Raw genomic sequence first — 19,616 nt, forward strand, 5'->3', positions numbered from 1 at the left:
GCCATGACTGACACCGTCTGGACGCTGGCACTGTGCCTGCTGGCACTCGCCGCCCTGCTGGTCCTGCGCCGCCGCGCACCGGTCGCGTTCTGGTGGTTGGTCGGCTACCCGTTCGTCGCGCTGCGCGTGTTCACCACCTACCGGGCCACGATGGACGCGTGCGGCCTGACGGTCCCGGCCTCGGCCGTCCGTCGGGCCACGGCCCGGATGATCGGAAGGGAAGCCGCCCCCGTCCCGCCTCGGCGGTCGCTGCCGTGGCCCACCGGGTCCGGGCTCGTGATGCGGCTGCGCATGGCGACCGGGCAGGCTCCCGAGGACTTCATGGCCTCGGCCGACCGGCTGCGCCACGCCTGGGCCGCGCACGCCGTACACATCCGCCCCACCAAGCCGGGCTGGCTCGAACTGCGCCTGATCGGCTGGGACGTTCTCTCCGACGTGCAGCCCGCACGGCGGTGGAAGCAGCGCGGGCCGCTCACCCTCCCGCTGGCGCTGCGGGATGACGGACGGTGGCACGTACGGGACTTCCGCGCCGTGCCGCATGAACTCATCCTCGGAGCGACGCAGTCCGGCAAGTCTGTCTACCTGCGGAACCTGGTGTGCGGCCTGGCCCGGCAACGGGTCGTGCTCGTCGGCGTCGACTGCAAATGGGGCGTCGAACTGGCTCCGTTCGCGCCCCGGTTGTCTGCGCTCGCCGATACCCCGGACCGGGCGAACGAACTCCTTGACGTCCTGCTGGAAGAGATGGAGGCACGGTTCCGCCTGATCGGTCTCTCGTCCGCTGCGGGCCCGGACGCCGTGCTCACCTCGGACGTGTGGGGGCTGCCGGACACGGTACGGCCGGTGCCGGTCGTGGTCGTCGTCGACGAGGTCGCCGAACTCTTCCTCGCCGCGAGCCGCGACGATGAGAAGCGACGCGACGCCATGGTCACCAAGCTGATCCGCATCGCCCAGCTCGGCCGCGCGGCCGGCATCTACCTCGAAGTGTGCGGGCAGCGCTTCGGCTCCGAACTCGGCAAGGGCGCGACCATGCTCCGCGCCCAGCTCACCGGCCGCATCTGCCACCGGGTCAATGACGAGTCCTCGGCGAACATGGCGCTCGCCGACATCTCTCCGGAAGCGGCCCTCGCCGCCACCTCCATCCCGGCCGAACGGCCCGGCGTCGCGATCGTCGGCGACTCCTCCAGCGGCTGGTCCCGCGCGCGCTCACCGCACCTGTCCCTCGACGAGGCAGCGGCCATCTGCCGCAACACCTCCGCCCTGGTGCCGGAACTGCCCCGCCTCGACTCCTTCCGGCCCGGCGTCGCCGTCGAGTCCTTCAAGGCGCTCACCCCGGCCGGCGTGCCTACCGCCCGCCCGGTGACCGAGTAGCCGCACCACCCTCCCCACGGTCGGCGTGACCGCCTCGCGCCGCATCCCTACCCCTCCCATGCCTCGAACAGGAAGGAACCCGAGCCGATGCGCGCCCAGTTGGCCCGTGTGGACGCCGTGATCGTCCAAGCCGTCATCGCGGGTGCCCTGTCCTTCTCGCACCTTCACGACCTCGCCGACGCGGCCGGACAGGGCGGCTGGAAGGCATGGGCCTATCCCGTCTCCGTCGACCTGCTGCTCGTCGCCGCCTGGCGCCGGATGCGCGAACAGCAGCGCGCCGGGCAACCGGCCGGGGGACCGCGGCTGTGGTTCCTGATCGCCCTGGCCGCATCCCTCGGGGCCAACATCGCCACCGCCGGGCTCCTCGACCTGGACGACGTTCCCGCGTCGCTCCGCGTCGTGGTGGCCGGCTGGCCCGCCGTCGCCTTCTTCGGCGGAACCCTGCTCGCCCACACACCACGCACCCCGGACGCGCCGACAGGCACGGTGACACCCGCGGCGGACACCGAACCGGCCCCCGTTCCGGCTGCGGTCGACGCGCCCGAACATGACGCGCTTCCGGCCCTGGTCACGGGCCCGGACTCCGATTCGGAGCCGCCCGCAACCCCCGAACCAGTCGCGGCTGTCCCCGCTCCGACGCCTGCCCCGGCCGTCACCCTCCCGCCCGCTCTCGTCGACCGTGCCCAGGCCCTGGCCGAGGAACACCGCGCCACCACCGGTCTCGCCGCCGACCCCGACGCCGTCCGCGCCCGCCTGGGCCTGCCTCCATCCATGACGCCCGCTGTCGCCGCCCACCTCTGAGAAGGGACGAACACCGTGAACCCGCGCTTCCGCAACGTCCGCCGCATCGGCCCCGTGCAGGTCGCGTCCTACATCGCCCGCGGCCGAAACCGCCACCTCGCCGCCTGCACCGCACCCCGCTGCGACTTCTCCACCGAGTACGACAGCCGCGCCGCCGCCGAACTCGCCGCCCGCACCCACCGCTGCAAGGCCTGAGAGGAGACCGCTGCCATGACTGTCCCGCTCTGGTTCGCCGTGCTCGTCGTCGCCGTCCTCGGCATCCAGCTCGCCCGCCCGCCGTGGTGGCTGGTCGCCCTACTCCTCCTCGGCGGCTACCTCGTGGCCAACAGCGTCCTCGCCCCCGCCGTCGCCACGCTCCTCGACTGACCACAGAAGGGACCGCCCCGTGTTCACACCCAAGTACCCCCGCCTGGACACCGCCCCGATCACCACCATCACGCCCCCGACGACCTACAGCCCGTCGGTCTACAACCCCACCGCCTACGCCCCGGCCCCGGCCCCGATGGCCCCCGCCTCCAACCGGCCGGCGGTCCAACTCACCCCGGGCAGCGTGCTCACCCTCGTCGCCGGTGGGGGAGCCCTGGTCCTGGTCGTCGGCGCGGTCCTGGTCTCCATGCTCCTCGCGGTCGCCGTCACTGCCGCTTCCGTGGCCGTCTGCGCGGTCGTCTGCGCGGTCGTCATCCGCTCGATCCTCAAGAGCGACCGCCGCTGACCTCATCTGCGCAGCATCCCGGCCTGCCCACGGTGTCTAGCCCCCTATGCAGGCCGGGGTGCTGTGCCCGTCTCGAACTTCCGCCCCTCCAAGGAGGCACCCGCACATGCGCCCCCAGGCTCCTGCTGGAGCCATCCGCCAACTGGCCGCCCTCGCCCAGTACGGCGACCTCAGCACCTACGCACACCAGGTTCAGCGGCTCGGCGGCTGCGAGCGGCCCGTACGGATGGAGGGCCACCGCCTCGACGTCCACGCAGCAACCGGCGAAATCGTCCGCGAGATCTTCGACCGCGACCTTCCCGCCGGACAGCTCCTCATCCGCTGCAACAACCGCCGCGCGACCCGCTGCGCCGCCTGCGCCGAGGTCTACCGCAAGGACACCTACCACCTCGTCACGGCCGGCCTGAGCGGCGGCAAGGGGATCGGCCCGGCCGTCGCCCAACACCCCCGCGTCTTCGCCACCTTCACCGCCCCGTCCTTCGGCCCCGTCCACAACCGGCCCGGCGCCGGTCGCTGCCGCTGCGGACGCCTCCACCCGGACGACGACCCCGCCCTCGGCACCCCGCTGAACCCGGACCGATACGACTACCGCGACGCCGTCCTCTGGAACGCGCACGCCGGAGCCCTGTGGGCCCGATTCACCACCTACCTACGCCAACAGATCGCCTCCCGAGCGGACATCACCCGCTCCGAACTGCGCCACTGCCTCAAGCTCTCGTACGCCAAGGTCGCCGAGTACCAGCGGCGCGGAGCCGTGCACTTCCACGCCGTGATCCGCCTCGACGGCCCTGAAGGTGCTGAGGACTCTCCGCCTGCCTGGGCCACGACAGAACTCCTCACCGACGCGATCCGCTCGGCCGTCCGCCTCGCCGAGACCCCCGGCCTGACCCTCGCCGGCCACGCCCACACCTTCCGCTTCGGCGAACAGCTCGACATCCGCCCCATCCGCTCCGCCGACTTCACCGGAACCACCGACCTGACCAGCCGGGCCGTCGCTGCCTACATCGCCAAGTACGCCACCAAGGGAGCGGAGAGCGCGACCGGCACCATCGACCGCCCGATCCGCAACCCCATCACCGATCTCATCGGGGCCGACGTCACCGACCATGCCCGACAAATGATCCTCACCTGCTGGCACCTCGGCGGACTGCCAGAACTCGAAGAACTCCGGCTCCGTAAGTGGGCTCACATGCTCGGTTTCCGCGGCCACTTCTCCACCAAGTCCCGCGCGTACTCCGTCACCCTCGGCGCCCTCCGCCAGGAACGGGCCGACCACAACGAAGCACTCACCCGCGAACGCGCGGCTCTGGCCGGCCACCCCCTCCCGGACCCGGACACCGTGCTTGTCCTCTCTCATTGGCGCTTCGCCGGTACCGGGCTGACCGCCGCTGAATCCTGGCTCGCCACCTCACGGCGACCCGACGCCTCCGAGACGGAAGGAGACTCGTCGTGGACCGCCGACGAGACGAACTGATGACCGTCCCGCAGATCCTCACCGAGCTGGGCGGAGTCTCCCGCCGCACCTTCTATCGCTGGCGCGAGCTGGGACAGGCTCCGGAAGCGATCAAGCTCCCGAACGGTGAACTCCGCTTCTGGCGAAGTGACTTCACCTCGTGGCTTCACGGACTCGGGGAGGCGGCGTGAAGTCCCATGACGTGAAGGTGTGGAGCATCCGCAAGCGGCCGTACAAGACCCCGTCGTACGACGTGCGATGGAAGGTCGGCGACGTCCCGCCATTCTCCGAGACCTTCCGGACCAAGGCTCTCGCCGACAATTTCCGCGCGAAGCTGCTCCGTGCCGCGCAAAAGGGCGACGCATTCGACACTGAGACCGGTCTGCCGGATTCGATGGCCCCGATCAAAGAGTCCCTCACCTGGTACGACTTTGCGCGGGCGTATGTCGCCATGAAATGGCCGCACGCCGCTCCGAACTCCCGCGACAGCCTGAACGAGACGATGACGCTCGTCACGACTCACCTCCTGGCCGACCGCGCCGGTCGTCCTGCGGATGACGTGTTGCGGCGTGCCCTACGGGGCTGGGCCTTCGTTGTCCAGGCCCCGGACGAGGAGGCCCCGCCGGTGGACATCGCCAACGCCCTCCGCTGGGTGGCCAAAGCCTCGCTGCCGCTGACGACGCTCAAGAACCCGGCAGACATCCGCAGCGTCCTCGACTCGCTCAAGCTCACCCTTGCTGGTGCTCCGGCCGCCGCAGAGACGGTGCGACGTAAGCGGGCTGTCCTCTTCAACGCCCTGGCCTACGCAGTAGAGCTGGGGGAGCTCCCGGAGAACCCGGTCACGCTCGTGAAGTGGAAGCTGCCCAAGGTCACGAAGGAAGTTGACCGCCGAGTCGTGGTGAACCCCCGGCAAGCGGCTGAGCTTCTGGGCGCAGTCTCGTACGTCGGTGGGTACCGCCGGGCCCGTGGGCGCCGACTCGTCGCACTCTTCGCCTGCATGTACTTCGGTGGGCTGCGGCCGGCGGAAGCCGTGGCTCTGTGCCGTACGGACTGCACGCTGCCGGACAAAGGATGGGGCTCGTTGATCCTGGAGAAGAGCCGGCCGACCGTCGGGAAGCGCTGGACCGGAACGGGGGAGGTGCACGACAACCGCGGCCTCAAGAATCGACCCGCCAACGAGACCCGCATCGTTCCCGTTCCGCCCCGCCTGGTGCGCATGCTCCGGGCTCACATCGAGGAGTTCGGCACGGCCAAGGACGGTCGGCTGTTCGCCAACGAACGTGGGGGAGTGGTCGCCTCGACGACGTACTGGCGTGTCTGGGACGAGGCGCGGCACCTGGCGCTCACGCCGGAACAGGTGGCCTCGCCGCTGGCGGCTCGACCGTACGACCTGCGGCACGCGGCGCTCTCCTCGTGGCTCAACGCCGGCGTAGACCCGACAGAGGTTGCGGAGCGAGCGGGCAACAGCGTCGAAGTGCTCCTCAGCCGCTACGCGAAGTGCCTCGACGGGCGACAGGACGTCGCCAATCGCCGGATTGCTGAGCTGTTGGACGATGCCCCTCCAGAATGAGGAGACGGCACAGCCCGATCTACATCGAGCGCAGACTACTCACGTGAGTAGTCTGCGCTCCTCTGTATGGATCGGGCCTTCGGCACCCAGACGTTCAGAGGAAACAGAGCTCGACGTCTTTGTCTATGCACAGTCGCAGGACCACTGCCAGCTGCCGAGCGTCCTCGATGTGCTGCTGGAGGAGTGGTTCTGTGGGCTCCAGTAGCCATTGGCCGATGACTGCTTCCAATCGGGGAAGGATGCCGGCGCACTCTGCTGCCGAAAGGGGGTCGCCGCCGTCGTCCGGGTGATCGAGGAGCGGCTCCAGGCAGGTGGAGAGGTCGCTCCAGGGGCGGTCTCCACCGAAGCCCCACATCGCGGAGAGCACGAATCCCTCGGCCCGTGCCAGCCGTTCCCGGAAAGCGTTGAAGCCGGTGTAGGACCAGGCGACGTCTGGGCTCCTGGTGTTCCCATCCCCTGGGAACAAGGTCAAACCCACGCTGTCCTCCTCGCTCGCCGAGTGGACAGGATCGGCCAGAACAAGGGGCGCCAGCAAGCGAAATGATCGCCTGACGGCTGGTGGGATCATGGGGTCGGAGTCGTCCTGGATATCCCCGTTCCCAGGGCCCACCCCACGCCAGTGATCACAGGTATGCCGACCACAAGATCAGTTACGGCGCAGCCTTACAACGGCTAACACAATGAGCTGAGTTGTCGGTGGGTGATGAGGCAGCAGGCGAGTTTGAGGAATGCTTCGTGGATGTCGGCTCGCCGTTCCCATCGGATCCGCAGACGTCGGAAGCCGTGCAGCCACGCAAAGCTCCTCTCCACGACCCAGCGGTAGGTGCCCAGTCCTGTGCCGTGCAGGGTGCCGCGGCGGGCGATCGCGGGCACGATGCCGCGGGCGCGGACCTGGTCGCGGTAGATGTCGTGGTCGTAGCCTCGGTCGGCGAACAGCGAGTCCGGCCTGCGGCGGGGACGTCCGACCCGGCCGCGGACCGGCGGGATCGCGTCGAGCAGCGGCAGCAACTGCGTGACGTCGTTGCGGTTGCCCCCGGTCAGCAGGACCGCAAGCGGGGTGCCGTGCCCGTCGGTGATCAGATGGTGTTTCGAGCCGGCCCGGCCCCGGTCGACCGGCGAGGGGCCCGTGTGGATCCCCCTTTTAACGCCCTGACGTGGGAGGAGTCGACCACGCACCTCGACCAGTCCAACCGGGAAGCCGCATTCAGCTCGGCCAGCAGGACCTCGTGCAGCCGCTGCCACACGCCGGCCTCGTTCCAGTCCCGCAGCCGCCGCCAGCACGTCATGCCCGAGCCGAAACCGAGCTCCTGCGGCAAGTACTCCCACTGGATCCCGGTATGCAGCACATACAAGATCCCGCACAGCACGTCCCGGTCCGGCAACGGCTTGCGGCCGGGATACCGAAAGCGCCGCTCACGCTGCGGTAACAGCGGCTCCAGGCGATCCCACAGCTCATCCGACACAATCCACGGCGACGTCCCCACACCAGACCGAACGCTCAACTCCCGCGCCAGTCACGGCAGCCAGGACCGATCCACCTCTTTGTGTTAGCCGTTGTTAGTCTCGTAGCGGTGGGTCTGCGTCGTGCACTCTCGAGCGTCAGACTCCCGCGTGCGCAACGAGGGCCCGACCTGCGGATTCCTACCCCGCGGCCAGTCCACGCATAGTCCACAGCACCCGACATACGGCCGCCCCGAGCGGCACACGCCTGCACATACGCCAAGACCCCGTCCTCAGCGAAAGCGCTGGTGGCGGGGTCTTTGGGCACCTAATCCAAGGTGCCCCCGGCAGGATTCGAACCTGCGCACACGGCTCCGGAGGCCGTTGCTCTATCCCCTGAGCTACGGGGGCGTGCCGGTCGTGAGGTGTTGCTCGCGGCGACGGGTAGAACACTACCAGCTCGCTCGGGGTGTTCATGAACGGGTTTCTGCGGGTCCGGGGAGGGGTGTCGGTCGCCCGCACGGGGGTGGAAGTGGGGAAAACCCGGACGCGGTGGCCGGTCCCGACCTACTCTCGAGTTGTGCCAGGCGCGTCGGGCCGGGTGCTTGTTGTGGACGACAACAAGGTCATCCGGCAGCTGATCAGGGTCAATCTCGAGCTGGAGGGCATCGAGGTCGTGACCGCGGGCGATGGTGTCGAGTGTCTGGATGTCGTTCATCAGGTGCAGCCCGATCTCGTGACGCTCGATGTCGTCATGCCCCGGTTGGACGGGTTGCGTACCGCCGCTCGGCTGCGTGCCGATCCGCGGACGCGTGATCTTCCCCTTGTCGTGATCAGTGCCTGTACGCAGTACGAGGTCGAGGCCGGTCTCGAGGTCGGCGTCGACGCGTTCCTCGCCAAGCCCTTCGACCCTGCCGAACTTGTCTCCGTCGTAAGGGAGTTGATGGAGCGTGGGGAAGGTGTGGGTCTGGAGAGGGGGCTCGGGACCGTGCTCGGGGCAGGGGAAGGCGTAGGGGCGGGGAAGGGTGTAGGGCCGGGCGGTGCGGGCTCAGGGGCCGAATAACGCCGTTCTGTAAGCCCGACGCAAATCAGTGGATCAGTGGATCAGCGGATCAGGAGATGAGTCCCGGTCCCCGTCCCCGTCCCCGTCCTGGTCTGTACGGCCCAGTGGGTTCTGCTGCCCGAACCATTCGCCCGGCTTGCCCGGCACCACTCCCCATTGCGGTCCGCACAGCCTCAGCACCCAGCACCCCACCCCCGCCCCAGCCGGCGCCCCTCCGAAGCCGTTGCCCCGCCCCCCTCCCCCCGCGTCCACATCCCGGACCACCGGCAAACCGGCTCGCCTACCCACCCCCCTCCTCCCCTACGCTTGTGCCGTGACCCCCGTCGAGCTCTCCCGTACCGTGCTGCGCGCGGTGCGTTGTGCTGTCGATGACGGGGAGCTGGGTGTGGTCGTGCCGGGGCGGGCTTTGGTCACCGCTCCGGGGCCCGGTGGCTGCGGGGACTACGCGACCAATATCGCCCTCCAGCTCGCGCGGCCGGCCGGGCAGTCGCCGCAGCGGGTCGCCGAGGTTCTCCGGCCGTATCTCCTCGGGGCCGTCGGGGTCAGTGACGTCGTCGTCACGGGGCCCGGGTTCCTCAATATCAGCCTGCACGGGGCGGAGGCGTCGGTCGCGCTCGTGCGGGAGATCCTGCGGAGCGGGGTGAGGTACGGGCACGCCGATCGCCCCACCGGGCAGCTCGTGCAGCTGCATGCCCGTCACGAGGTCCGCGCCGTTGTTTTCATGGACGTGGTCGCCCGTGTGCTGCGTTCGCAGGGAGCCCTCGTCCGTACCAGCTGTGTGGCGCGTCCCGAGCGGGAGTGGACGGAGGTGCTCGGTGCCGAGGTCGACGCGTACGGCAGGCCCGACGCGCCGGCTCCGCTCGAGGTCAACGTACGTCCCGTCCCCGCCGCACCGGCCGATCCCGTTTCGCTCGGTCGCGACGCCGGTCGTTGGGCTCTTCTCCACCCCGCCGCTCACGACCGGCCCCGGATCACCGCCGAGTACCTGTCCCAGCGGGAGGGCAACCCGCTCTTCCGGGTCCGTTACGCCCACGCCCGCACCCGGGCGCTCAGCCGTAACGCCGCCGACCTGGGCTTCGACGCCCACCCCGGAGACGTCCAGGACGTACGCGAACTCGAGATCGCTCTCGCCGACCATCCCCGCATCCTGGCCGCGGCGGCGACACAGCACGCTCCCGACCGTCTCGCCCGGCATCTCCTCGCCGTCGCCGACGCCGTCACCCCTCTGTTCCCCACCGTCCTGCCCCGTGGTGAGGAGAAACCCTCGGCCGCCCACCGTGCCCGGCTCGCGCTTGCCGAAGCCGCCGGGACGGTGCTGGCCGGCGGCCTGTCCCTGCTCGGCATCGACGCACCCGACCATCTCTGAAAGAGCACGCCCAAGATGAGCCGTTCCGCCCACCCCGCCGGGCCCCGTCACGCCGATGTCTTTCCGGAGGGGCACTACTCCGCCCCGCCCGCCGATCTCAACGCCCTCCACCCGAAGGTCTGGGCGCATACCGTCACCCGTAACACCGACGGTGTGCTGACCGTGGGCGGTGTCGACGTCGCCGCCCTCGCCGAGGAGCACGGCACCCCTGCCTACATCCTCGACGAGGCCGACTTCCGGGAGCGGGCCCGTGCCTGGCGTACCGCCTTCGGGGCCGACGCCGACGTCTTCTACGCCGGCAAGGCGTTCCTGTCCCGGGCCGTCGTGCGCTGGCTGCACGAGGAGGGGCTCAACCTCGACGTCTGTTCGGGCGGCGAGCTCGCCACCGCCCTCTCCGCCGGCATGCCCGCCGATCGCATCGCCTTCCACGGGAACAACAAGTCCGTCGACGAAATTCACCGCGCCATCGACGCCGGCGTCGGGCGTATCGTTCTCGACTCCTTCCAGGAGATCGTGCGCGTCGCCCATGTCGCGCAGTCCCTCGGTAAGCGGCAGCGGGTGCAGATCCGTATCACCGTCGGCGTCGAGGCCCATACGCACGAGTTCATCGCCACCGCGCACGAGGACCAGAAGTTCGGGATTCCGCTCGCGGGCGGACAGGCGGCGGAAGCCGTCCGGCGGGCTCTCCAGCTCGACGGGCTCGAACTCATCGGGCTGCACTCCCACATCGGGTCGCAGATCTTCGACATGTCCGGCTTCGAGGTCGCCGCCCACCGGGTCGTCGGGCTGCTCAAGGACATCCGTGACGAGCACGGCGTCGAGCTGCCCGAGATCGACCTCGGCGGCGGGCTCGGAATCGCGTACACCAGCGACGACGATCCCCGCGAGCCCCACGAGATCGCCAAGGCGCTCACCGAGATCGTCACCCGTGAGTGTGAGGGCGCCCGCCTCCGCACTCCTCGTATCTCCGTCGAGCCGGGGCGCGCCATCGTCGGCCCGACCGCCTTCACCCTCTACGAGGTCGGCACCATCAAGCCCCTCGACGGGCTGCGTACGTATGTCTCCGTCGACGGAGGCATGTCGGACAACATCCGTACCGCGCTGTACGACGCGGAGTACAGCGTCGCGCTGGTCTCCCGGACCTCCGACGCCGAGCCGATGCTCGCGCGGGTCGTCGGCAAGCACTGCGAGAGCGGCGACATCGTCGTGAAGGACGCGTTCCTGCCCTCCGACCTGGCACCGGGTGACCTGATCGCCGTACCCGCCACGGGCGCGTACTGCCGGTCCATGGCCAGCAACTACAACCATGTGCTGCGACCGCCCGTGGTCGCCGTGCGCGAGGGGGAGTCGCGGGTCATCGTGCGGCGGGAGACCGAGGAGGATCTGCTGCGGCTCGACGTGGGCTGAAATCGGGGACGGGACGGCAGAGAGAACGGCTGAGAGAGCGATAGAGAGAATGGCAGTCGGAACGGTCGGCGGAACCGGCCGCTGAACGACTGCCGGAAACCGCCCACGGACGTCGACAGGCGTCGACGGAAAAGGGCGGAAGATCTCCTGTCTGCCACCCCGGTGAAAATGAAATAGATGTCTCACGATCCGGACCAGGGATAGAAACTCCGGTCCGGTGAGTGAGACTGGGGCAACCGGAAACAACCGTAGACGGTATGAGGAAACGAGGTCGGATGATGCGTACGCGTCCGCTGAAGGTGGCGCTGCTGGGCTGTGGAGTGGTCGGCTCAGAGGTGGCGCGCATCATGACGACGCACGCCGACGACCTCGCCGCGAGGATCGGGGCCCCCGTTGAACTGGCCGGTGTGGCGGTTCGGCGGCCTTCCCGGGTCCGGGAGGGCATCGACCCCGCCCTCGTCACCACCGACGCCACCGCCCTCGTCAAGCGCGGCGACATCGACGTCGTCGTCGAGGTCATCGGAGGCATCGAGCCCGCTCGTACGCTCATCACCACCGCCTTCGAGTACGGCGCCTCCGTCGTCTCCGCGAACAAGGCGCTCCTCGCCCAGGACGGCGCCGCGCTGCACGCCGCCGCCGAGGAGCACGGCGAGGACCTCTATTACGAGGCCTCCGTCGCCGGCGCCATCCCGCTGATCCGGCCGCTTCGCGAGTCCCTCGCCGGGGACAAGGTCAACCGGGTGCTCGGGATCGTCAACGGCACCACCAACTTCATCCTCGACAAGATGGACTCCACCGGCGCCGGGTACCAGGAGGCCCTCGACGAGGCCACCGCCCTGGGATACGCCGAGGCCGACCCCACCGCCGACGTCGAGGCGTTCGACGCCGCCGCCAAGGCGGCCATCCTCGCCGGGATCGCCTTCCACACGCGCGTGCGTCTCGACGACGTGTACCGCGAGGGCATGACCGAGGTGACGGCGGCCGACTTCGCCTCCGCCCGGGAGATGGGCTGCACCATCAAGCTGCTCGCCATCTGCGAGCGGGCCGCGGACGGCGGGTCGGTCACCGCGCGCGTGCACCCCGCGATGATTCCGCTGAGCCACCCGCTGGCCTCCGTGCGCGGCGCCTACAACGCCGTGTTCGTGGAGTCGGACGCGGCCGGGCAGCTCATGTTCTACGGTCCCGGCGCCGGCGGTGCTCCCACCGCCTCCGCCGTGCTCGGCGACCTCGTCGCCGTCTGCCGCAACCGGCTCAGCGGGGCAACGGGGCCCGGCGAGTCGGCGTATGCCGCCCTGTCGGTGTCGCCGATGGGCGACGTCGTCACGCGCTACCACATCAGTCTGGACGTCGCCGACAAACCGGGTGTTCTCGCCCAGGTGGCGACCGTGTTCGCCGAGCACGGGGTGTCCATCGATACGGTGCGCCAGCAAGGGCGACAGGACAGCGACGGCGAGGCCTCTCTCGTCGTCGTCACCCACCGCGCGTCCGACGCCTCCCTCACCGGGACCGTCGAGGCGTTGCGCAAGCTCGACACCGTGCGGGGTGTCGCCAGCATCATGCGGGTTGAAGGAGAGTAACCAGCAATGACCCACCAGTGGCGCGGAATCATCGAGGAGTACCGGGACCGGCTGCCGGTATCCGACAGCACGCCCGTCGTGACGCTCCGTGAGGGTGGCACGCCCCTCGTGCCCGCGCAGGTGCTCTCCGAGCGCACGGGCTGCGAGGTCCACCTCAAGGTGGAGGGCGCCAACCCCACCGGGTCCTTCAAGGACCGCGGCATGACCATGGCCATCACGCGGGCCAAGGAGGAGGGCGCGCAGGCCGTCATCTGCGCCTCCACCGGCAACACCTCCGCGTCCGCCGCCGCGTACGCGGTGCGGGCCGGAATGGTCTGTGCCGTCCTCGTCCCGCAGGGCAAGATCGCGATCGGCAAGATGGGCCAGGCCCTCGTCCACGGCGCGAAGATCCTCCAGGTTGAGGGGAACTTCGACGACTGCCTCACGCTCGCCCGTTCGCTGAGCGACAACTACCCGGTGGCGCTGGTCAATTCGGTGAACCCGGTGCGCATCGAGGGCCAGAAGACGGCCGCCTTCGAGATCGTGGACATGCTCGGCGACGCCCCCGACATCCACGTCCTGCCGGTCGGTAACGCGGGCAACATCACCGCGTACTGGAAGGGGTACCAGGAGTACGCCGCCGACAAGATCGCCGTGCGGACCCCCCGTATGTGGGGGTTCCAGGCTTCGGGCAGTGCCCCGATCGTGCGCGGCGAGGTCGTCAAGGACCCGTCGACCATCGCCACCGCGATCCGCATCGGCAACCCGGCCTCCTGGAAGTTCGCGCTGGCTGCGCAGGAGGAGTCCGGCGGCTTCATCGACGAGGTGACGGACCGTGAGATCCTGCGCGCCTACCGGCTGTTGGCCGCGCAGGAGGGTGTCTTCGTGGAGCCCGCGTCCGCCGCGTCCGTGGCCGGTCTGCTGAAGGCCGCCGAGCAGGGCAAGGTGGATCCGGGGCAGAAGATCGTGTGCACCGTCACCGGCAACGGTCTGAAGGACCCCGACTGGGCCGTCGCCGGCGCCCCGCAACCCGTCACCGTCCCGGTCGACGCGGTGACGGCGGCCGAGCGCCTCGGCCTCGCGTAGGCGGCCCGTGCGTCGCCCGTGAGTCACGTGCGGGCGACGCGCGGAGGGCCGGAAAGCGGCTCGCGGGGGGCTTTCCCGCGCAGGGGTGCACAGGGGGCTTGCGACACGCATCGTGCGCCGCCTGTGCGCCCTATGTCGCCACAGAACCTTCCTTCGATAGGCTGGTACCGAATCCGCCCGCCGCATATGCCGCAGTGCCGCGTTGTCGCCGTGTCGTAGCCGCGTCGTCTCCGCGGACTCCAGGGTTCTCCGTACAGGTCTCCCGTACATATCGAATGTCATTCGACAGTCCCGCAGCTCAAGGAGAGTCATCGCGAGATGGCCGGTCCCGCCTTCCGCGCCGCCCCCGTCCGGGTGCGCGTTCCCGCCACCAGCGCCAACCTCGGCCCGGGCTTCGACGCCTTCGGCCTCGCGCTGGGGCTCTTCGACGACGTCGTCGTCCGGGTGGCCGACTCAGGGCTGCACATCGACATCGCGGGGGAGGGCAGCGAGACGCTGCCGCGTGACGAGAAGCATCTCCTCGTCCGCTCCCTGCGCACCGCCTTCGACGTCCTGGGCGGCCAGCCGCGCGGCCTCGAGATCGTCTGCGCCAACCGCATCCCGCACGGCCGCGGCCTCGGCTCCTCCTCCGCCGCGATCTGCGCCGGAATCGTCGCCGCGCGCGCGGTGACCATAGGCGGCGAGAGCAAGCTCGACGACGCGGCCCTGCTCGAGCTCGCGACCGAGATCGAGGGCCATCCGGACAACGTGGCGGCCTGTCTGCTGGGCGGGTTCACCCTGTCCTGGATGGAGGCGGGCGCCGCGCGGGCGATCAGGATGGAGCCCGCCGATTCCATCGTTCCGGTGGTTTTCGTGCCCGGGAAGCCGGTCCTCACCGAGACCGCGCGCGGTCTGCTCCCGCGCTCCGTCCCGCACGTCGACGCCGCCGCCAACGCGGGCCGGGCCGCACTGCTCGTCGAGGCCCTCACCCGGCGCCCCGAACTGCTGCTGCCCGCCACCGAGGACCGTCTGCACCAGGAGTACCGCGCGCCGGCCATGCCCGAGAGCGCGGCATTGGTGGAAAGGCTGCGCGCCGACGGGATTCCCGCCGTCATCTCCGGTGCCGGACCCACCGTGATGGCGCTGGCCGACGCGGGCACGGCCGACAAGATCGAGGCCTCGGCCGGCGCGGACTGGGCCGCGAACCGCCTGGCCCTGGACCTGAAGGGCGCGTGCGTGTTGCCGCTCGCGCCCGCTGGTGACAGCCACTCCGGCGACATTTAAGCGCACGGTTGCCGGATTTCGAGAGGGGGAATGTTTGTTGGATCCGGTAGTGTTAACCTCAAGTCTGCACCCGACCCCACCATGGCGAGGTGCTTCGTGTCCCCCTTCGGGACAGACATTCTTCCGGGAGCTCCCCAAGCCGCACTGCGTTCCGTACGTCGTACCTGGGCAGTACGCAGTACAGCGACGCTGAGTGGTCCACAGGGCACGCTCCGGAATTGGTGCGACCACGCCGCGTGACACTGAGTGTCATGGCTCGTCGCGGTAGCGCCATCACCAGCAAATTCTCTTCCGCCGCTTTGGCGGACCACCGCCCCGGCTTCGCCACAGCAAGGACCGAAGTCGGACAGCACAACCGGTCGCCGAGCCAGACAGGCCGACGTCCGCTCCAGGGAAGGACCCTTCGTGAGCGACACCACCGATCTGATGGGCGCACGTGTCGAGGAGACAGCTGCCGCGCCCGCCACGGACGCCTCCGCGCCTGCCACCGGTGCCGGCTCCCGGCGGCGCCGCGGTACCGGCCTCGAGGGCATGGTGCTGGCCGAGCTTCAGCAGGTCGCATCCGGCCTCGGTATCAGGGGCACGGCGCGTATGCGCAAGAGCCAGCTGATCGAGGTCATCAAGGAGGCGCAGGCGGGAGGCGGAGCAGCCGCCCCCAAGGCCACGACGAGCCCCGCCGGGGACGCCGCCGAGACCAAGCCCAAGCGCCGCGCCACCTCCAAGGCGCGCACCGGCGACGAGGCCGTCGAGAAGAAGGCGGACACCGCCAAGGCCGAGGCCCCCGCCGAGAAGGCCGTGGCCCAGCAGCAGATCGAGATCCCCGGCCAGCCGGCCAGCAACGACGCGCCCACCGAGCGCCGTCGCCGCCGCGCCACCGCCGACGCGGGCAGCCCGGAGACGGTCGTCGCCGAGGCGAAGGCCGCTCCGAAGGCCGAGGCGTCCGCCCCGGCGCAGACCGAGGCCCAGGCTCAGCCGCAGGGCGACGCCAAGAGCGACGCCGACGGTGGCGAGGGCCGCCGCCGCGACCGCCGTGAGCGCGGCCGCGACCGCGGTGAGCGTGGCGACCGCGGTGACCGTCGCAAGGGCGACGACCAGCAGGGTGGCGGCCAGCAGCAGCGGGGCGGCCAGCAGCAGGGTCAGCAGCAGAGCGGTGGCCGTCAGGACCGCCAGCAGCGCGACAACGGCCCTCAGGACGACGACGAGTTCGGCGATGGCCGGCGTGGCCGTCGCGGCCGTTACCGCGACCGCCGTGGCCGTCGCGGGCGTGACGAGATCGGCGCCGCCGAGCCGCAGGTCGCCGACGATGACGTCCTGATCCCCGTCGCGGGCATCCTGGACATCCTCGACAACTACGCCTTCATCCGTACGTCGGGTTACCTGCCGGGCCCCAACGACGTGTACGTCTCGCTCGCCCAGGTCCGTAAGAACGGCCTGCGCAAGGGCGACCACGTCACCGGCGCGGTCCGTCAGCCCAAGGACGGCGAGCGCCGCGAGAAGTTCAACGCGCTGGTCCGTCTGGACTCCACCAACGGCATGGCGCCCGATTCCGGGCGCGGGCGACCGGAGTTCAACAAGCTGACCCCGCTCTACCCGCAGGACCGCCTCCGTCTGGAGACGGACCCGGGCGTGCTGACCACCCGCATCATCGACCTCGTGTCGCCGATCGGTAAGGGCCAGCGCGGTCTGATCGTGGCCCCGCCGAAGACCGGCAAGACCATGATCATGCAGGCGATCGCCAACGCGATCACGCACAACAACCCCGAGTGCCACCTGATGGTCGTCCTCGTGGACGAGCGTCCGGAAGAAGTCACCGACATGCAGCGGTCGGTCAAGGGCGAGGTCATCTCCTCGACCTTCGACCGCCCGGCCGAGGACCACACCACGGTCGCCGAGCTCGCCATCGAGCGCGCCAAGCGTCTGGTGGAGCTGGGTCACGACGTGGTCGTGCTGCTCGACTCGATCACGCGTCTGGGCCGTGCGTACAACCTCGCCGCCCCGGCCTCCGGCCGCATCCTGTCCGGTGGTGTCGACTCGACCGCCCTGTACCCGCCGAAGCGCTTCTTCGGTGCGGCCCGCAACATCGAGGACGGCGGCTCGCTGACCATCCTCGCCACCGCTCTGGTGGACACCGGGTCCCGCATGGACGAGGTGATCTTCGAGGAGTTCAAGGGCACCGGCAACATGGAGCTCAAGCTCGACCGGAAGCTCGCCGACAAGCGCATCTTCCCGGCGGTGGACGTCGACGCGTCCGGTACCCGTAAGGAAGAGATCCTGCTCGGCAACGAGGAGCTCGCGGTCACCTGGAAGCTGCGCCGGGTGCTGCACGCGCTCGACCAGCAGCAGGCGATCGAGCTGCTCCTCGACAAGATGAAGCAGACGAAGTCGAACGGCGAGTTCCTGATGCAGATCCAGAAGACGACGCCGTCGACGGGCAACAACGACTGACGTCGTTCAGCCGAACACCGAGTGAGGGCCGCCCCTTTGAAGGGGGTGGCCCTCACTCGTGTCGTACCGGCGGGATACGATCTCGCTCTTCACGCTTTCTTCAGATTCGAACTTTGATCCCGAGGGGGGACTCGAGTGGGTATACCCACGTCCGGAGGCGGTCGGCACAGACGCCGGATACGGATCGCTCTGCCCGTGGTCGCGGTCGGCCTCGCCGCCACTGTCGCCGGTGCGCTGCTGAGCTCGTCCGCGCAGGCGGCCGAAGCGCCGCCGGCGCCCAGGGCCACCGCGCCGTCGGCGAAGGAGCTCCAGAAGCGGCTCGACGTCGCCCTGGCCGGTGACGACATCGCGGGGCAGACGTCGAAGGAGTCGCTGACCGCGGGCTCCAAGGCCACCACGGTCGACCCGAAGATCATCGGTGGTACGACCACCACCATCACCAAAGCGCCGTGGATGGCCCAGCTCTGGTACGGCGACGATCGCGGTACGCCGGACAACACCAGCGACGACATCGGCTTCTTCTGCGGCGGCGCGGTCGTGTCGCCGACCAAGATCCTCACCGCCGCGCACTGCGTCAAGGGCTACGACTGGAAGGCGCACGGCGCCATCGTCACCGGCACCACGCAGCTGCCGTCCGAGGGCGATGTGCACGGCGGCACCGTCAGCGGTGTCTGGCTCCAGTGGAATCACTGGTCGTACAACGCCTCGACGATCGACAACGACATCGCCGTGCTGACCCTGCCGAACCCGGTCAAGGCCACGCCGATCCCGCTGATCACGCCCGCGAACACCGGGTCGTACGTGGCGGGCACGAAGGCCACGGTCTACGGCTGGGGCCGCACCACCTCCACCAACGAGGACATCTCCGAGACGCTGAAGACGGCCACGCTGCCGATCCAGTCGGACACCACCTGCGCGAACACCTACGGCGCCGACTTCGTCAAGGGCCACATGGTGTGCGCGGGTACCCCCGCCACCGGAAGCGACGAGGGCACCACCTCGGCCTGCAACGGTGACTCCGGCGGTCCGCTGGTCTACGGCGGCCGGATCGTGGGCGTCGTCTCGTGGGGTGTGAAGGACTGCGTCGAGAGCGGCGCGTACAGCGTCTTCAGCAAGGTCACCTCGTACGTCGGCACGGTCTACCCGCGCATCGACGACACCAACCTGAGCGGCGACCACAACGCCGACCTGTGGGTGCGCAACGCGGCCACCCAGACCGGCTACGAGTTGGACTCCAAGGGCACCACGCTCGCCGCCCGGCAGTCCTGGGGCACCTGGAGCGGCTACAACCTCCTCCTTCAGACCGACCTCGACCGGGACGGCTACCAGGACCTGATCGTGCGCCGTACGTCCGACGGGGACGTCTTCTGGAAGCACTACGTGCCCGCCAGCGAGACCTGGGCCACCCAGCTCGTCGGCGACAACTGGAAGACCCGCCTGTCGATCGTCGCCCCCGGTGACGTCACCGGGGACTACCTGCCCGACCTGCTCTCCGTGGACTCCGCCGGCGTCTTGTGGATCTACCCGGGCAAGGGCAACGGCAGCTTCGGCACCCGCGCGAAGGCCGGCACGGGCTGGAACAGCTTCAACTTCGTGCGCGGCCACGGCGACTTCAACGGCGACGGCCGGGCCGACCTGCTCGCCCGCAACAGGACCAGCGGCGCCGTCTACCTGTACCGGGGCCGGGGCACGACCGGCACGGGCGCCTTCGCGCCCGGCCTCAAGGTCGCGACCTGGAGCAACACCACGTACAACGCGTTCGCCACGGTCGGCGACGTGAACGGCGACGGTATGGCCGACCTGCTGGCCCGTACACCCGCCGGCAAGCTGGTCCTGTACCGGGGCAACGGAGGGGCCACAAATGTGATCTTTTCCGCAGCGCTCTCCCTTGGGACGTCTTTCAAGCAGTATGACCTGTTCGGCTGAGTCCGGCCGAACTTGCAGGTGAGTGGGGGTAGACCTCACTCGCCCCTGTCACGCAGCGTGCCCGGTCCACCGCGGACCGGGCACGACGCGTTGTGCAACCCTGTCCCGAGTTTCCCCGTCTGACCTGGCGGAGTGACGATGGTGAGGTTGCACGAGAACA

Annotated in this window: 18 protein-coding genes and 1 tRNA gene; 16 read left to right on the top strand and 3 right to left on the bottom strand. The window is 69.7% G+C overall.

The window, feature by feature from the left end; all coding sequences use genetic code 11:
- The first annotated feature begins 3 nt into the window (after positions 1–3).
- The 8 genes from G9272_RS30340 to G9272_RS30375 all read left to right on the top strand — a co-directional run bounded on the left by G9272_RS30340 (position 4) and on the right by G9272_RS30375 (position 5,904).
- Positions 4–1,368, top strand: a complete 1,365-nt coding sequence (locus tag G9272_RS30340) for an FtsK/SpoIIIE domain-containing protein (RefSeq protein ID WP_171399459.1) — start codon at positions 4–6, stop codon at positions 1,366–1,368.
- A gap of 87 nt (positions 1,369–1,455) precedes the next feature.
- Positions 1,456–2,169, top strand: coding sequence for a DUF2637 domain-containing protein (locus G9272_RS30345; RefSeq protein ID WP_171399460.1), 714 nt, complete (start codon positions 1,456–1,458; stop codon positions 2,167–2,169).
- A gap of 15 nt (positions 2,170–2,184) precedes the next feature.
- Positions 2,185–2,364 carry a mobile element transfer protein gene (locus G9272_RS30350; RefSeq protein ID WP_030795965.1) on the top strand — a complete coding sequence of 60 codons (180 nt, stop codon included), beginning with the start codon at positions 2,185–2,187 and terminating at the stop codon, positions 2,362–2,364.
- Between the two features lie 15 nt (positions 2,365–2,379).
- Entirely contained in the window at positions 2,380–2,535 is a 156-nt protein-coding gene (locus tag G9272_RS30355; RefSeq protein WP_167467581.1) for a hypothetical protein, read from the top strand.
- Between the two features lie 19 nt (positions 2,536–2,554).
- Positions 2,555–2,881, top strand: coding sequence for a SpdD protein (locus G9272_RS30360; RefSeq protein WP_171399461.1), 327 nt, complete (start codon positions 2,555–2,557; stop codon positions 2,879–2,881).
- A gap of 106 nt (positions 2,882–2,987) precedes the next feature.
- Positions 2,988–4,355 (top strand): replication initiator, encoded by a 1,368-nt coding sequence (locus tag G9272_RS30365; protein WP_171399462.1) that lies wholly within the window; start codon positions 2,988–2,990, stop codon positions 4,353–4,355.
- Positions 4,355–4,525 (top strand): helix-turn-helix transcriptional regulator, encoded by a 171-nt coding sequence (locus G9272_RS30370; protein ID WP_093776451.1) that lies wholly within the window; start codon positions 4,355–4,357, stop codon positions 4,523–4,525. Before G9272_RS30365 ends, G9272_RS30370 begins: the two co-directional genes overlap by 1 nt.
- Positions 4,522–5,904 (top strand): tyrosine-type recombinase/integrase, encoded by a 1,383-nt coding sequence (locus G9272_RS30375; protein ID WP_171399464.1) that lies wholly within the window; start codon positions 4,522–4,524, stop codon positions 5,902–5,904. Before G9272_RS30370 ends, G9272_RS30375 begins: the two co-directional genes overlap by 4 nt.
- A gap of 94 nt (positions 5,905–5,998) precedes the next feature.
- On the opposite strand, the gene G9272_RS30380 is transcribed toward G9272_RS30375, so the two are convergent.
- The 3 genes from G9272_RS30380 to G9272_RS30390 all read right to left on the bottom strand — a co-directional run bounded on the left by G9272_RS30380 (position 5,999) and on the right by G9272_RS30390 (position 7,755).
- Positions 5,999–6,382, bottom strand: a complete 384-nt coding sequence (locus tag G9272_RS30380) for a hypothetical protein (protein WP_171399465.1) — start codon at positions 6,380–6,382, stop codon at positions 5,999–6,001.
- Positions 6,383–6,576: 194 nt separating this feature from the next.
- Positions 6,577–7,388, bottom strand: a protein-coding gene (locus G9272_RS30385; RefSeq protein WP_437184317.1) for an IS5 family transposase whose coding sequence is annotated in 2 segments (ribosomal slippage) — positions 6,577–7,034 and positions 7,034–7,388 — 813 coding nt in all. Because the reading frame shifts where the segments join, the coding sequence is not laid out codon by codon here.
- A gap of 295 nt (positions 7,389–7,683) precedes the next feature.
- Positions 7,684–7,755 (bottom strand) — tRNA-Arg (locus G9272_RS30390).
- Positions 7,756–7,819: 64 nt separating this feature from the next.
- On the opposite strand from G9272_RS30390, the gene G9272_RS30395 reads away from it, so the two are divergent.
- The 8 genes from G9272_RS30395 to G9272_RS30430 all read left to right on the top strand — a co-directional run bounded on the left by G9272_RS30395 (position 7,820) and on the right by G9272_RS30430 (position 19,456).
- Entirely contained in the window at positions 7,820–8,407 is a 588-nt protein-coding gene (locus G9272_RS30395) for a response regulator (RefSeq protein WP_171399466.1), read from the top strand.
- 313 nt (positions 8,408–8,720) lie between these two features.
- Complete coding sequence (nrtL, locus tag G9272_RS30400) at positions 8,721–9,773, top strand: ArgS-related anticodon-binding protein NrtL (protein ID WP_171399467.1); 1,053 nt, start codon at positions 8,721–8,723, stop codon at positions 9,771–9,773.
- Positions 9,774–9,788: 15 nt separating this feature from the next.
- Positions 9,789–11,180, top strand: coding sequence for a diaminopimelate decarboxylase (gene lysA, locus G9272_RS30405; protein WP_171399468.1), 1,392 nt, complete (start codon positions 9,789–9,791; stop codon positions 11,178–11,180).
- A gap of 278 nt (positions 11,181–11,458) precedes the next feature.
- Positions 11,459–12,757: a homoserine dehydrogenase gene (locus tag G9272_RS30410; RefSeq protein ID WP_171402244.1), complete on the top strand. Its 1,299-nt coding sequence runs from the start codon at positions 11,459–11,461 to the stop codon at positions 12,755–12,757.
- Positions 12,758–12,763: 6 nt separating this feature from the next.
- Complete coding sequence (thrC, locus tag G9272_RS30415) at positions 12,764–13,822, top strand: threonine synthase (protein ID WP_171399469.1); 1,059 nt, start codon at positions 12,764–12,766, stop codon at positions 13,820–13,822.
- A 318-nt stretch (positions 13,823–14,140) separates the two neighbouring features.
- Positions 14,141–15,085, top strand: a complete 945-nt coding sequence (gene thrB / locus G9272_RS30420) for a homoserine kinase (RefSeq protein ID WP_171399470.1) — start codon at positions 14,141–14,143, stop codon at positions 15,083–15,085.
- A gap of 405 nt (positions 15,086–15,490) precedes the next feature.
- The gene (gene rho, locus G9272_RS30425) at positions 15,491–17,530 is read left to right on the top strand and encodes a transcription termination factor Rho (protein WP_171399471.1); all 2,040 of its coding nucleotides are present in this window, start codon (positions 15,491–15,493) and stop codon (positions 17,528–17,530) included.
- 135 nt (positions 17,531–17,665) lie between these two features.
- Entirely contained in the window at positions 17,666–19,456 is a 1,791-nt protein-coding gene (locus tag G9272_RS30430) for a trypsin-like serine protease (protein ID WP_171399472.1), read from the top strand.
- The last annotated feature ends 160 nt before the right edge of the window (positions 19,457–19,616 follow it).

Origin of the sequence: Streptomyces asoensis, from assembly GCF_013085465.1 — a bacterium.
GTDB lineage: Bacteria > Actinomycetota > Actinomycetes > Streptomycetales > Streptomycetaceae > Streptomyces > Streptomyces cacaoi_A.